Genomic DNA, 12,705 nt, shown 5'->3' with positions numbered 1-12,705 from the left:
AACACCCCGGCCTGGTCGGCCACGCGCAAGCGCAGGTAGTAACTGGTCACGACCTCGCTCATCGGCAGCACGCGCAAATCGCTCATGGCATTGGGCTGGAACGCCAGGTGCGGCACCCGGTTCAGCGGATCGGCGGTGTGCAAGCGGGTGATGTCCACCAGGTCGGCAATCACGGCGCTGGCGGTCGGCTCGGAGCCCGCGCCCTTGCCGTAGTACAGGGTGGTACCGACCGCATCGCCCTGCACCATGACGGCGTTCATGGCGCCCTCGACGTTGGCGATCAGGCGCTTGGCCGGCACCAGGCTGGGGTGCACGCGCAGTTCTATGCCCTGGTCGGTGCGCTTGGTGATGCCCAACAGCTTGATGCGGTAGCCCAGTTGCTCGGCGTATTTGATGTCAATGGCACCGAGTTTGGTGATGCCCTCGACATAGGCTTTGTCGAACTGGACCGGGATACCGAAGGCGATGGCGCACATGATGGTGGCCTTGTGCGCCGCGTCCACGCCCTCGATGTCGAAGGTCGGATCGGCCTCGGCATAACCCAGACGCTGGGCCTCTTTCAGCACCACGTCGAAGTCCAGTCCCTTGTCGCGCATCTCGGACAGGATGAAGTTGGTGGTGCCGTTGATGATGCCGGCGATCCACTGGATGCGGTTCGCCGTCAGGCCTTCCCGCAACGCCTTGATGATGGGGATGCCGCCGGCCACCGCCGCCTCGAACGCCACCATGACGCCCTTGGCCGAGGCGGCGGCAAAAATCTCGGTGCCGTGCACCGCCAGCAAGGCCTTGTTGGCCGTCACCACGTGCTTGCCGGCGGCAATCGCCTCCAGCACCAGTGTCCTGGCAATGCCGTAGCCACCAATCAGCTCGACGACGATGTCGATGTCCGGATTGGCAATGACTTTTCTGGCGTCGTCCACCACCGTCACGCCGGCACCGACCTGGGCTTGCGCCCGTGCCACGTCAAGATCGGCCACCATGGTGATTTCAATGCCACGGCCGGCGCGGCGCTTGATTTCTTCCTGATTGCGCCGCAGCACGTTGAACGTGCCGGAGCCCACAACGCCTATGCCAAGAAGGCCTACTTGAATCGGTTTCATAAAGTCTTGCTGTTAAGTTGGCCTGCCGCATCCGTGCCACCGGCCACGGACGCCGTCAGGCAGGGGGTGAATCAGTTGCTATGCCGCTTGCGGTAGTTTTCAAGAAATTTGGCAACCCGGCCAATGGCCTCCCGCAAGTCGTCCTCGTGCGGCAAGAACACAATCCGGAAATGGTCCGGCGCCGGCCAGTTGAAGCCGGTGCCCTGGACCAGCATGACGCGGGTTTCCTGCAGCAGTTCCAGAAAGAACTGCTGGTCATCGGTAATCGGATACACGGTCGGGTCGAGCCGCGGAAACATGTACAGCGCGGCCGTCGGCTTGACACAGGTGACCCCCGGAATGGCGGTGATCAACTCGTAAGCCAGGTCGCGCTGCCAGCGCAGGCGACCGCCCTCGCCCACCAGATCGTTGATGCTCTGATAGCCGCCCAGCGCCGTCTGGATCGCCCACTGGCCCGGCACGTTGGCGCACAAGCGCATGTTGGAGAGCATGTTGAGGCCCTCGATGTAATCCCGGGCCGACTTCTTGTCGCCCGACACCACCAGCCAGCCGGCGCGGTAGCCGCAGGAGCGGTAACTCTTGGACAGCGAGTTGAAGGTGAGCGTCAGCACATCCTCGGACAGGCTGCCAATGGCGGTGTGGCGTGCCTGGTCGTACAGCACCTTGTCGTAGACCTCGTCGGCAAAGATCACCAGCCCGTGCTCGCGCGCGATCTGCACAATGGCTTGCAGCAGTTCATCCGAATACAGGGCGCCGGTCGGGTTGTTCGGGTTGATCACCACAATGCCCTTGGTACGCGGCGTGATCTTGGCGCGAATGTCGTTCAGATCGGGCATCCAGCCCTGGCTCTCGTCGCACAGGTAGTGCACCGGCGTGCCGCCCGACAGGCTGGCGGCGGCGGTCCACAAGGGGTAGTCGGGCGACGGCAGCAGCAACTCGTCGCCGTTGTCCAGCAGCGCGTTGGTCGCCATCACGATCAGCTCGCTGGCACCGTTGCCCAGGTAAATGTCGTCCAGCGTGACGCCCTTGATGCCTTGCTGCTGGGTGTAATGCATGACGGCCTTGCGCGCCGCAAAAATGCCCTTGCTGTCGGAGTAGCCGGCCGAGTTGGGCAGGTTGCGTATCATGTCCTGCTGAATTTCCTCCGGCGCATCAAAGCCAAACACCGCCAGGTTGCCGATATTGAGCTTGATGATCTTGTGCCCCTCTTCTTCCATTTGATGGGCCGCGTCCATGATGGGGCCGCGAATGTCATAGCAGACGTTGGCAAGCTTGGTCGATTTTCGAATGGTCTTCAAAGTCCCTCCGGACATGGGTGACGTGAGGCGAAACCTATAATTTGACCACATTTCCGCAGCGCAGCATCCAGACTCAACCTTTTCCAACATGAAGCTTCAACCCGACATCATCAGCGTGCAGTCCATTCACGGCTATGGTCCCGGCTGGATTGGCGTCGGCAACGAAAAAATTACCCGCAGTGTGATTCTCGGCTCGCGTGGCGAACGTTTTTTCTGGGACTGCAATCGCTTTGAAGACCTGAGCGCGGCCCACTTTGCACAACTCGCGGCGCTGGATGCGGAACTGGTCATCTTTGGCAGTGGTGGGCGGCTCCGTTTTCCTGAAGCCGCCTGGATCAAGCCCTTGATCGACAAACAGACCGGCATCGAGACCATGGACACCCCGGCCGCCTGCCGCACCTACAACATTCTCGCCGCCGAGGGACGCACGGTGGTGGTTGCCCTGCTGCTTGAAGTCGCCTAGCAGCTATCCCCGTTTGACGCCAACGCATCCCGCCTGCCAAGCCTGACAGGCTGCTAGGGATAACACCGGCGCTGGCCCATGGGGCCGTGAACCGTTTTCGAGGTAAAATCGCAGCTTGCAGTCGGAGGCGCCACAACAATGTCGCAGGATAGTGCCCACGACTTGAGAGAACGACGCATCCTCGTCACACGAGATTTAAGAACCATGGCAATTGTTGTCAATAAACCGATCCCTGAGTTTGAATCGAATGCCACCAGTGGCATCAAAGTCTCCAACACCTCCCACCTCGGAAAAACTGTCATTCTGTACTTCTACCCGAAGGACAACACACCAGGCTGCACCACTGAGGCGATGCAATTCCGCGACAAGTACCGGGACTTTGTGAAGGCCGGCGCCACCGTGTTTGGGGTCTCGCGTGACAACATGAAATCGCATGACGAATTCAAGGCCAAGCTGGAACTGCCCTTTGAATTGATTGCCGACACCGAGGAAAAAATGTGCCACATGTTCGGCGTCGTCAAAAACAAGATCATGTACGGCAAGAAGGTCAAGGGCATTGAACGCAGCACCTTCCTGATCGGCCCTGACGGCACCCTGAAGGAAGAGTGGCGCGGGCTCAAGGTGCCGGGTCATGTGGACGACGTGCTCAAAGCCGTCAAAGACCTGAAAAAGACTGCCGCGCTGGTCTGACGCAGACCGATGCCATTACCCGCCGCTCCCGCCAAACGTGCCGCCCTGCTGTCTGAGCAGGATTACGATGTACCGGCAAAAAGCCACGCCAAGGCCCGCAAAACCGAGTCGCCCCTAGCCGGGCAGCCGGCTGCCGAAATGGCCTTGGCACGCGAAACGCCGCGGCGCGTCGAGCGTGACGCGCCAGTCGAGCTGGACCGCCCCGAGGGCCGCACGCAGGCAGGCCGACCGGACAGCGCCGTCCATCCGAGCCATGCCGGAATCGAAACGCCGGCGAAAGCCAGGTCCAAAAAGAAGACAAAGCTGACCAGCCCGCGCAAGCTGTTCGTGCTTGACACCAACGTCCTGCTGCACGACCCGATGTGCCTGTTCCGCTTCGAGGAACATGACATTTTTCTTCCCATGATCGTTCTGGAAGAACTTGACGCGCACAAAAAAGGCATGACCGAAGTCGCCCGCAATGCGCGCCAGACCAGCCGTACCCTGGACGCCCTGGCCGGGCACCAAGGCTCGGACATCGGCAGCGGTCTGGCACTGGACGCCACCGGCCACCGGGAAGCCGGCGGCAAGCTGTTTTTTCAGACCCAGTTGCTGAACTACACCTTGCCCACCAGCTTGCCCCAGGGCAAGGCGGACAATCAGATTCTGGGCGTGGTGGAAGCGCTGCGACAGCAACGCACCGAGCAGGAAGTGGTGTTGGTGTCGAAGGACATCAACATGCGCGTCAAGGCTCGCGCACTGGGTTTGGCGACCGACGATTACCAGAATGACAAGACACTGGAAGACGGTGACTTGTTGTACTCGGGCGCGCTGGCCTTGCCAGCCAATTTCTGGACTACCCACGGCAAAACGGTGGAGAGTTGGCAGCAAAGCGTGCACACTTTCTACCGCATCACCGGCCCCATCGTTCCCAATTTGCTGATCAACCAGTTCGTTTACTTCGAAGCGCCCGGAGAACCCAGCCTGTATGCCCGGGTGACCGAAATTCGCGGCAAGACGGCGGTCTTCAAGACCCTCAAGGATTACACCCATCTGAAGAACTCGGTTTGGGGCATCACGACGCGCAATCGCGAGCAGAATTTCGCCATGAACCTGCTGATGGACCCCGAGGTTGACTTTGTCACCTTGACCGGCACCGCCGGCACCGGCAAAACCCTGATGGCGTTGGCCTCCGGTCTGACCCAGGTGCTGGACGACAGGCGCTACAGCGAAATCATCGTCACGCGGGCCACGGTCAGCGTCGGCGAGGACATCGGTTTTCTGCCCGGCACCGAGGAAGAGAAGATGGGCCCCTGGATGGGCGCGCTGGACGACAACCTCGAAGTGCTGGGGAAAACCGATACCAGTGCCGGCGAATGGGGCCGCGCCGCCACCAGTGAGCTGATACGCAGCCGGATCAAGATCAAGAGCATGAATTTCATGCGCGGGCGCACCTTCATGAACAAATACGTCATCATCGACGAAGCCCAGAACCTGACACCCAAGCAGATGAAGACCCTGATCACGCGCGCTGGTCCGGGGACCAAAATCATCTGCATGGGAAACCTGGCTCAGATCGATACCCCGTACCTGACCGAGGGATCTTCCGGCTTGACCTTCGCGGTTGACAAATTCAAGGGCTGGCAGCACGGTGGCCACATCACACTGGCACGTGGCGAGCGTTCCCGACTGGCCGATTTTGCCAGCGAAGTTTTATAGCCGGCTCGGCCGGCGGTCTGTCCCGCAAAACATCAGAAGTCCCCACCGCCGCCACTGGCCAGGGATTCGAACTTGGTAATCGGCTTCAGGAAGGCCAGCTTCACCACCCCGGTCGGGCCGTTACGCTGCTTGGCGATCAAAACCTCCGCCACACCCGGCTCCTTGCAGGCATCCTTGGTGTAGTACTCGTCACGGTAGATGAACATGATGATGTCGGCGTCCTGCTCGATCGCCCCGGACTCGCGCAGATCGCTCATCATGGGGCGCTTGTCGGGCCGCGTTTCGACACTTCGATTCAACTGCGACAAGGCGATCACCGGGCACTGCAATTCCTTCGCCAGCATTTTCAGGCCGCGTGAAATTTCGCCCAGTTCGGTGGCCCGGTTCTCGCCATCGCCGGAAGATCCACTCATGAGTTGCAGATAGTCGACCACGATCAGCCCCAGCTTGCCGCACTGGCGCGCCAGCCGCCGGGCGTTGGCACGCAGTTCGCCGACGGTCAAACCGGCGCTTTCATCGATGTGCAGGGAGATGGTGCGCAATTTCTCGATGGCCTCGGACAAACGCGGCCACTCTTCGTCGGTCAATTTGCCGGTGCGCAAGTGACCCTGGTCGATGCGGCCGATCGAGCCGACAATACGCACCGCCAGTTGCGCGGCGCCCATTTCCATCGAGAACACGGCCACCGGCAAACCTTCGTTCAACGCCACGTGCTCGGCAATATTAATGGCCAGTGCGGTCTTGCCCATGGAGGGACGGGCCGCCAACACGATCAGGTCGCCCGCCTGGAAGCCGGCGGTCAGGCGATCCAGGTCATAAAAACCGGTCGGCACGCCGGTCACATCGTTCGGGTTGTCGGCCATCTCCTGGACCCGGTCCAGCAGCGCCACCACCAGCGAATCCATGGTTTGAAAACCCTGTTTGGTGCGAGCCCCCTCTTCACCGATGTTGAAGATCTTCTGTTCCGCTTCGTCCAGGATGGAGGCCACCGGCCGCCCCTTGGGGTTAAAGGCGTTGGTGGCAATCTCGTCGCTGGCGCTGACCAGCTTGCGCAGGATGGCGCGATCCCGCACGATCTCGGCGTAGCGCCGGATATTGCCGGCGCTGGGCACAAACTGGGCCAAGGCGTTGAGGTAGGCCAGACCGCCGATTTCCTCGGCCTTGCCTTGGCTCAGCAGTTGTTCAAACACCGTGATGACATCGGCCGGCTTGGATAGGTTGATCAGGGCGCCAATCGCGCCGAAAACCATGCGGTGTTCAAAACGGTAGAAATCACCCTCGTTCAGCAGGTCATTGACACGGTCCCAGGCGGCGTTGTCCAGCAGCAGGCCACCCAGCACGCTGGACTCGGCTTCGATGGAGTGCGGCGGTATGCGCAATTGCGCGACTTGCCGGTCTTGACCGTAGTCGTCGGGGACGGCAGAAAGTACAGCGGACATCGGGTTTCCTTTAAGCCTTGGATACTACGCCAGCCCATGTTTGGCGTCGAGTGGGATGCTGGGCAAAAGCCCGTTAAAAGCTGTGGACAAGCTGTGAAATGGCTGGCCAATGGCCAGCCCGCCAATAGAAAAGCCGCCGCGGTTTGCCAACCCCGGCGGCTTCCGAGCGTAGCGTGAAGGCTTAAACCGTTTCGCCGTACACCGAGACCGTGATGTCGACCACCACATCCGTGTGCAATGCCACACTGACAGTGCTGTCGCCAACCATCTTGATCGGACCCAGGGGCATGCGAATCTGCGCCTTCACCACCTGATAGCCGCTCTTGGTCAGTTCTTCGGCAATGTCGGCATTGGTGACCGAACCGAACAGGCGACCGTCGACGCCGGCCTTCTGGGTCAACTTGACCGTGGTACCGGCCAGTTTTTCACCCAGAGCCTGAGCTTCAGCCAACTTGGCGGCAGCGGCTTTTTCGAGTTCGGCACGCTTGGCTTCGAACTGTTGTTTCGCCGACTCCGTGGCACGCCGGGCGCGGCCGGAAGGAATCAGGAAGTTGCGGGCATAACCGTCTTTAACGCGCACGATCTCGCCGAGATTGCCAAGGTTCACGACCTTGTCGAGCAGAATGATTTGCATGGTCGTATTCCTTAGATCTTGTGCTGATCGCTGTACGGCAGCATCGCGAGGAAACGCGCGCGCTTGATAGCGGTGTTGAGCTGGCGCTGGAAAATGGCGCGGGTGCCGGTCAGGCGCGCCGGAATGATCTTGCCATTTTCGGCAATGAAATCGCGCAAGGTATCGATGTCCTTGTAGTCGATTTCCTCAACCCCCGTCACCGTGAAGCGGCAAAAGCGCTTGCGCTTGAACAGCAGGTTCTGAGCTGGGCGCTTGGGGCGCTTGTCCTTGTTATTGAAACGTTTTGGTCCGGCCATGATGGACTCCTTAAATTATTGCGAATGGGTTAATCTTGCTGAAATTCTTGAACATGAAATACAACATTCTTGCCGTTCCGAGGTGTTGCCAGAAAACCCTTGAAGCTCCAGCTGCTGCCTATGGCCTGTTTCGCAAGCCGCTCGGCCAGCGCACCAAAAGCCACCGCTTTCACCGTCGCCTTGACCTGTCTCGTCTGCCCTGCTTCCTCGATCTCCGAGGCATGCTCAAGTTTCAGATTCAGTGCCGGCAATCCGGCTGGCGTGTAGCGCGGGGCATCTAGCTCAGCGACACAGGCCGTCAGGACGAGCTGGTTGGCAAGGTGCTTCACACTCCTCGTTGGCAGGCAATGCCGTTAAGCCTGGTACTCGGCCTGTTGCGTCCTGCGGGCATCTTCCCGCTCGACCGTTTTCATCATTGAAGAAGGGCCGGTATCGGCTTTCTTCTTCAACACCGTCAGATGCCGCAACACCGCATCATTGAACTTGAAGGCGTGCTCCAGTTCCACCATCACGGCCTGATCGGCTTCGATGTTGACGCACAGGTAGTGGGCTTTGGCAAGCTTGTTGATCATGTAGACCAGTTGGCGACGGCCCCAGTCCTCGACACGGTGCACTTTGCCACCGCCGGCAGTGATCATGCCCTTGTAACGCTCCAGCATGGCAGGAACTTGCTCGCTCTGATCCGGGTGAATCATGAGAATGATTTCGTAATGACGCATTGATACTCCTTATGGATAGCCCCATTGGGCAGAAAAAGCCACCCTCGGCGTCTCGTTGAGGTGTGGCAAGGTGAACCGAGGATTATATGCCAGTTGGGCGGGCCTGCTGGTCCTTGAACAGCGGCAAGGACACGGGGCGCGACAGAAGGCTGAGCAACACGGTCACCACGACCCCGGCCAATACGCCAAACACACCGGCGGAAACCGGTTGAATGCCAAACCACAGGCCGCTGCCGGTCAAGCCCCAGGCCGCTCTGACGGAGGCGACATTGATGACCATGTAGTAGATCGTCAAGCCCAGGCCGGCAGCCATTCCCCCAACGGCTGCCCTGGCAGTGGTTCTACGCCAGAATATTCCCAGCACCATCACCGGCACAAAGGCCGCCCCGGCCAGGGAAAACGAAGCCGATACCAGGTAGAGAATGTCAGCCGGACGTTGCGCCGCCGCGTAGGCGGCGACCAGGGCTACCACCAGCAAGGCGAATTTCGACAACATCACCCGGCGCACGGCGCCGGCCTGATCGGTCTCGCCGCCAAAGAAAGAGTCATGCGCCAACGCGCTGCCAATCGTCAACAACAGCCCGTCTGCCGTGGAAAGCGCGGCCGCCAGCCCGCCCGCGGCCACCAGACCCGACACCACGTAAGGCATACCCCCCAGCTCGGGGGTCGCCAGCATCACGATGTCGGCGCCCAGCTTGAGTTCCGCAAACTGGAGAATGTGATCGCCATTGACATCACTGACGGAAATCAGCGTCGGGTCAACCTTGGCCCACTGGGCGATCCAGACCGGCAGGGAATCAAAATCCTGCCCCACCAGGTGACTCATGATCTCGAATTTCACCAGCACCGCCAAAGCCGGGGCCGCCAGGTACAGCAGCGCAATAAAAAACAGCGACCAGGCGACCGAGGTTCGCGCTTCCGCCACGGTCCGGGTGGTGTAAAAGCGGGTCAGTAGGTGCGGCAAACCAGCGGTACCCACCATCAGGCAGAACATCAAGGCCAGAAAGTTACGCCGGGAAAGGTCAAATTCCTGCTGGTCTTCGATGCTGCCCTGGGTTTCACCGGCAAAGGGCTTGACATGCTGCGGCATGCCGCCCAAGGGTTTGGCCCGTTCCAGGTTGTCGTGCATGGCGTGCGTCCAACGCTCCCGGGCCGAGTTGACATCCCGGGGCAACGCCGCCAGCTCGCGTCGAGCGGAAACAATGGTCGATTCATCCGCGTGTTGTTCGTTCAGGGAACGAATCTTCTCCCGCATCGCCTTGCGTTCGCTCTCCAGTGACGCCTCCACATTCTGTAATTTCAACTCGTAGTCGCGCGCGCGCCGCGCGTATTCATGGATCACCTGCAGTTCCGCCGGCGACGCCACCAGTTGCTGCTCGAGTGCCGTGATCTTCTGCAACTGCTGGCCGTACACGAAGGGGGCCAGCGGGTTGCCAAGCTGCTTGTAGGCAAGCCACGAAACCGGAATCAGGAAAGCCAGTATCAACACCACATACTGGGTCACCTGGGTCCAGGTCACGGCCCGCATGCCCCCTAAAAAGGAGCACACCAGAACACCGCCCAAGCCCAGCAGGATGCCAATTTCAAACTGGACACCGGTCAAACGCGAGGTGATCAACCCGACACCGTAAATCTGCGCCACCACATAAGTAAAAGAACACAGTACAGCGGAAAAAGCCGCAATCCGGCGCGGCCAGCGGCCGCCAAAACGCTGCCCAAAATAATCGGGCACGGTGTACAGGTTCAACTTTCTCAGATAGGGCGCCACCAACAACGCGACCAGACAGAAGCCGCCGGTCCAGCCCAGTACATAAGCAAGCCCTCCCGGCTGCGATGGCGTGCCGGAAAAACCCTGCAGGTAAAGCCCGCCGGCCATGCTGATAAAGGAGGCCGCACTCATCCAGTCCGCGGCGGTCGCCATGCCGTTGTAGACCGCCGGAATGCCACGTCCGGCAACGTAGTATTCGGCCGCATCCGACGTGCGGTTATAGATTCCGATCACTGCGTACAAGCCAATGGTGGCGAACAGAAAGATGGCACCGACCCAGGTCTTTTTCAGTCCCCAACGCTCGGCCAGGGCGAGGGCCAGCAAGAACAGCAGCAAACACAGGACGTAACTGGCGAATTTGCGGTGCAGCCGGCGCTTGTAGGCGGTGTAGGCGGCATCGCCGCCGGCAAGCTCGCCGTCGCGCCGGTTGGCAAGCCAGGCAAAGACCGCAACGATGGCGATAAAAATGAACACGCTGCCTTGCGCCGCGAACCAGTAGCCCAGCGGCCAGCCATTGACAATGACCTGTAAGTCACGGGCGAAGAACACGACGCCGAAGGAGGCGGCAAACCAGATCGCCAGCAGCCAAGCGTGCAAACGAAAACCGCCCGCCATTTCGCTATCCGGCCAGTTTCTGCCAAGTACCGATCACGGAGTCCGGATTCAGGGAAATCGACGAAATGCCCTGCTGCTTCAACCATTCGGCAAAATCCGGGTGATCGCTGGGGCCCTGGCCGCAAATGCCGATGTATTTGCCCTGGGCCTTGCACGCCGCAATGGCAAGGCTGATCAGTGCCGTCACAGCCGGATCGCGCTCATCGAAGTCGGCCGCCAGCAGTTCCAGACCGGAATCGCGGTCGAGTCCCAGGGTGAGTTGCGTCAGGTCGTTCGAGCCAATCGAAAAACCGTCGAAGTACTGCAGGAACTCGTTGGCCAGAATGGCGTTGCTGGGAATTTCGCACATCATGATGATCTTCAGCCCGTCGTCACCGCGTTTGAGGCCATGCGTGGCCATCAACTCGGTCACTTTTTTGGCTTGCCCGACGGTCCGCACAAAGGGCACCATGACCTGAACGTTGCTCAAGCCCATATCCTGGCGAACCCGTTTCAGCGCTTCGCATTCCATCGCGAACGCCTCGCCGAAATCGGCGCTGATATAGCGCGCGGCACCACGGAAACCGAGCATCGGGTTCTCTTCCTCCGGCTCGTAACGGCTGCCACCAATCAGCTTGCGGTATTCATTGCTCTTGAAGTCGGACAGGCGAACGATGACCGGCTTGGGCCAAAAAGCGGCGCCTATCGTGGCCACGCCCTCGGCCACCCGATCGACGTAGAAAGCGCGCGGCGAGGCATGCCCGCGCGCCACCGATTCAACCGCTTTCTTCAGATCCGCCTCGATGTTGGGATAGTCCAGAATGGCCTTCGGATGGACGCCGATGTTGTTGTTGATAATGAACTCGAGACGGGCCAGGCCGACGCCTTCATTGGGCAACTGGCAGAAGTCGAAGGCCAGTTGCGGATTGCCGACATTCATCATGATCTTGACCGAAATTTCGGGCATGGCACCCCGCTGAACTTCGCTGACCTCGGTTTCCAGCAAACCGTCGTAAATGAAACCGGTATCGCCTTCGGCGCAACTGACGGTCACCAGCGTGCCGTCCTTGAGTACTTCGGTGGCATCGCCGCAACCCACCACGGCCGGGATTCCCAGATCGCGCGCGATGATGGCGGCATGGCAGGTGCGCCCACCACGGTTGGTCACGATGGCGGCGGCGCGTTTCATCACGGGTTCCCAATTGGGATCCGTCATGTCGGTCACCAGGATGTCGCCGGCCTGCACTTTGTCCATCTCGCTCAGGCTGTGCACGATGCGCACCGGGCCGGTGCCAATCTTCTGACCGATCGCCCGACCCTCGGCGATCACGACTCCCTTGCCCTTGAGCTTGTAGCGATATTCAGCCTTGCCAGCGGTTTGACTCTTCACCGTTTCCGGCCGCGCTTGCAGGATGTAGAGCTCACCGTCGAGCCCGTCCTTGCCCCACTCGATGTCCATCGGACGGCCATAATGCTGCTCGATCACCAGAGCGTAATGGGCCAGCTTCTCGACCTCCGCGTCGGTCAGCGAATAGCGGTTACGCAGTTCCGTTGGAACATCCGTGGTCTTGACCAGCTTGCCGCTGGCGGCCTTCTCGTCAGGCCGGGTAAATTGCATCTGGATCAATTTGGAGCCCAGGCTGCGACGGATCAGGGCGCGCTTGCCGGCCTTGAGCATCGGCTTGTGGACATAGAACTCGTCCGGATTGACGGCGCCCTGCACCACGGTCTCGCCCAGTCCGTAGCTGGAAGTGATGAACACCACATCCTCAAAGCCCGACTCGGTGTCAATGGTGAACATGACCCCCGCCGCCCCGATGTCGGAGCGCACCATGCGCTGAACCCCGGCACTCAGCGCCACATGCTCGTGGGCAAAACCCTTGTGCACGCGGTAACTGATGGCGCGGTCGTTGTACAGAGAGGCAAAAACCTCGCGGATCTTGTGCAACACCTCCTCGATGCCGATCACATTCAAAAACGTTTCCTGTTGCCCAGCAAACGAGGCA

At 60.2% G+C, this 12,705-nt stretch carries 12 protein-coding genes; 3 read left to right on the top strand and 9 right to left on the bottom strand.

The window, feature by feature from the left end:
- Together PHS32_RS23390 and PHS32_RS23385 are read right to left on the bottom strand one after the other, a co-directional pair.
- A partial coding sequence (locus PHS32_RS23390) for a homoserine dehydrogenase (RefSeq protein ID WP_301081884.1) occupies nucleotides 1–1,100 on the bottom strand: 1,100 nt, incomplete at its 3' end.
- Between the two features lie 71 nt (nucleotides 1,101–1,171).
- Nucleotides 1,172–2,398 (bottom strand): pyridoxal phosphate-dependent aminotransferase, encoded by a 1,227-nt coding sequence (locus PHS32_RS23385; protein ID WP_301081883.1) that lies wholly within the window; start codon nucleotides 2,396–2,398, stop codon nucleotides 1,172–1,174.
- A gap of 88 nt (nucleotides 2,399–2,486) precedes the next feature.
- Here PHS32_RS23385 and PHS32_RS23380 point away from each other — a divergent pair, with 88 nt between their 5' ends.
- From PHS32_RS23380 to PHS32_RS23370, 3 genes are all read left to right on the top strand, one after another.
- Entirely contained in the window at nucleotides 2,487–2,861 is a 375-nt protein-coding gene (locus PHS32_RS23380) for an Mth938-like domain-containing protein (protein ID WP_301081881.1), read from the top strand.
- 204 nt (nucleotides 2,862–3,065) lie between these two features.
- A complete protein-coding gene (locus PHS32_RS23375; protein ID WP_301081880.1) occupies nucleotides 3,066–3,551 on the top strand; it encodes a peroxiredoxin in 486 nt (161 codons plus the stop codon).
- A 9-nt stretch (nucleotides 3,552–3,560) separates the two neighbouring features.
- Nucleotides 3,561–5,249, top strand: coding sequence for a PhoH family protein (locus tag PHS32_RS23370; protein ID WP_301081879.1), 1,689 nt, complete (start codon nucleotides 3,561–3,563; stop codon nucleotides 5,247–5,249).
- Between the two features lie 32 nt (nucleotides 5,250–5,281).
- Here the strand turns inward: PHS32_RS23370 and dnaB are convergent, their stop codons facing one another.
- From dnaB to ppsA, 7 genes are all read right to left on the bottom strand, one after another.
- Complete coding sequence (dnaB, locus tag PHS32_RS23365; protein WP_301081878.1) at nucleotides 5,282–6,688, bottom strand: replicative DNA helicase; 1,407 nt, start codon at nucleotides 6,686–6,688, stop codon at nucleotides 5,282–5,284.
- Between the two features lie 181 nt (nucleotides 6,689–6,869).
- Complete coding sequence (gene rplI, locus PHS32_RS23360) at nucleotides 6,870–7,322, bottom strand: 50S ribosomal protein L9 (RefSeq protein ID WP_301081877.1); 453 nt, start codon at nucleotides 7,320–7,322, stop codon at nucleotides 6,870–6,872.
- An 11-nt stretch (nucleotides 7,323–7,333) separates the two neighbouring features.
- Nucleotides 7,334–7,618 carry a 30S ribosomal protein S18 gene (rpsR, locus tag PHS32_RS23355; RefSeq protein WP_011464487.1) on the bottom strand — a complete coding sequence of 95 codons (285 nt, stop codon included), beginning with the start codon at nucleotides 7,616–7,618 and terminating at the stop codon, nucleotides 7,334–7,336.
- Between the two features lie 29 nt (nucleotides 7,619–7,647).
- The gene (priB, locus tag PHS32_RS23350; RefSeq protein ID WP_301081876.1) at nucleotides 7,648–7,947 is read right to left on the bottom strand and encodes a primosomal replication protein N; all 300 of its coding nucleotides are present in this window, start codon (nucleotides 7,945–7,947) and stop codon (nucleotides 7,648–7,650) included.
- A gap of 24 nt (nucleotides 7,948–7,971) precedes the next feature.
- Nucleotides 7,972–8,337, bottom strand: a complete 366-nt coding sequence (gene rpsF, locus PHS32_RS23345) for a 30S ribosomal protein S6 (protein ID WP_301081874.1) — start codon at nucleotides 8,335–8,337, stop codon at nucleotides 7,972–7,974.
- 82 nt (nucleotides 8,338–8,419) lie between these two features.
- Nucleotides 8,420–10,720, bottom strand: a complete 2,301-nt coding sequence (locus tag PHS32_RS23340) for a VC_2705 family sodium/solute symporter (RefSeq protein WP_301081872.1) — start codon at nucleotides 10,718–10,720, stop codon at nucleotides 8,420–8,422.
- Between the two features lie 4 nt (nucleotides 10,721–10,724).
- Nucleotides 10,725–12,705 (bottom strand): phosphoenolpyruvate synthase (ppsA, locus tag PHS32_RS23335; protein WP_301081870.1); only part of this gene is annotated, 1,981 nt, incomplete at its 5' end.

Origin of the sequence: Rhodoferax sp. (genome assembly GCF_028714215.1) — a bacterium.
Taxonomy (GTDB): domain Bacteria; phylum Pseudomonadota; class Gammaproteobacteria; order Burkholderiales; family Burkholderiaceae_C; genus Rhodoferax.
The sequence above is the reverse complement of the archived record's forward strand: the minus strand, read 5'-3'. Positions and strand labels throughout refer to the sequence as shown.

What these genes read in the sequence shown, in the direction of transcription:
- rplI (WP_301081877.1), bottom strand. Translation starts at nt 7,322, where the DNA reads ATGCAAATCATTCTGCTCGACAAGGTCGTGAACCTTGGCAATCTCGGC.
- rpsR (WP_011464487.1), bottom strand. Translation starts at nt 7,618, where the DNA reads ATGGCCGGACCAAAACGTTTCAATAACAAGGACAAGCGCCCCAAGCGC.
- PHS32_RS23340 (WP_301081872.1), bottom strand. Translation starts at nt 10,720, where the DNA reads ATGGCGGGCGGTTTTCGTTTGCACGCTTGGCTGCTGGCGATCTGGTTT.
- dnaB (WP_301081878.1), bottom strand. Translation starts at nt 6,688, where the DNA reads ATGTCCGCTGTACTTTCTGCCGTCCCCGACGACTACGGTCAAGACCGG.
- rpsF (WP_301081874.1), bottom strand. Translation starts at nt 8,337, where the DNA reads ATGCGTCATTACGAAATCATTCTCATGATTCACCCGGATCAGAGCGAG.
- PHS32_RS23380 (WP_301081881.1), top strand. Translation starts at nt 2,487, where the DNA reads ATGAAGCTTCAACCCGACATCATCAGCGTGCAGTCCATTCACGGCTAT.
- PHS32_RS23375 (WP_301081880.1), top strand. Translation starts at nt 3,066, where the DNA reads ATGGCAATTGTTGTCAATAAACCGATCCCTGAGTTTGAATCGAATGCC.
- PHS32_RS23370 (WP_301081879.1), top strand. Translation starts at nt 3,561, where the DNA reads ATGCCATTACCCGCCGCTCCCGCCAAACGTGCCGCCCTGCTGTCTGAG.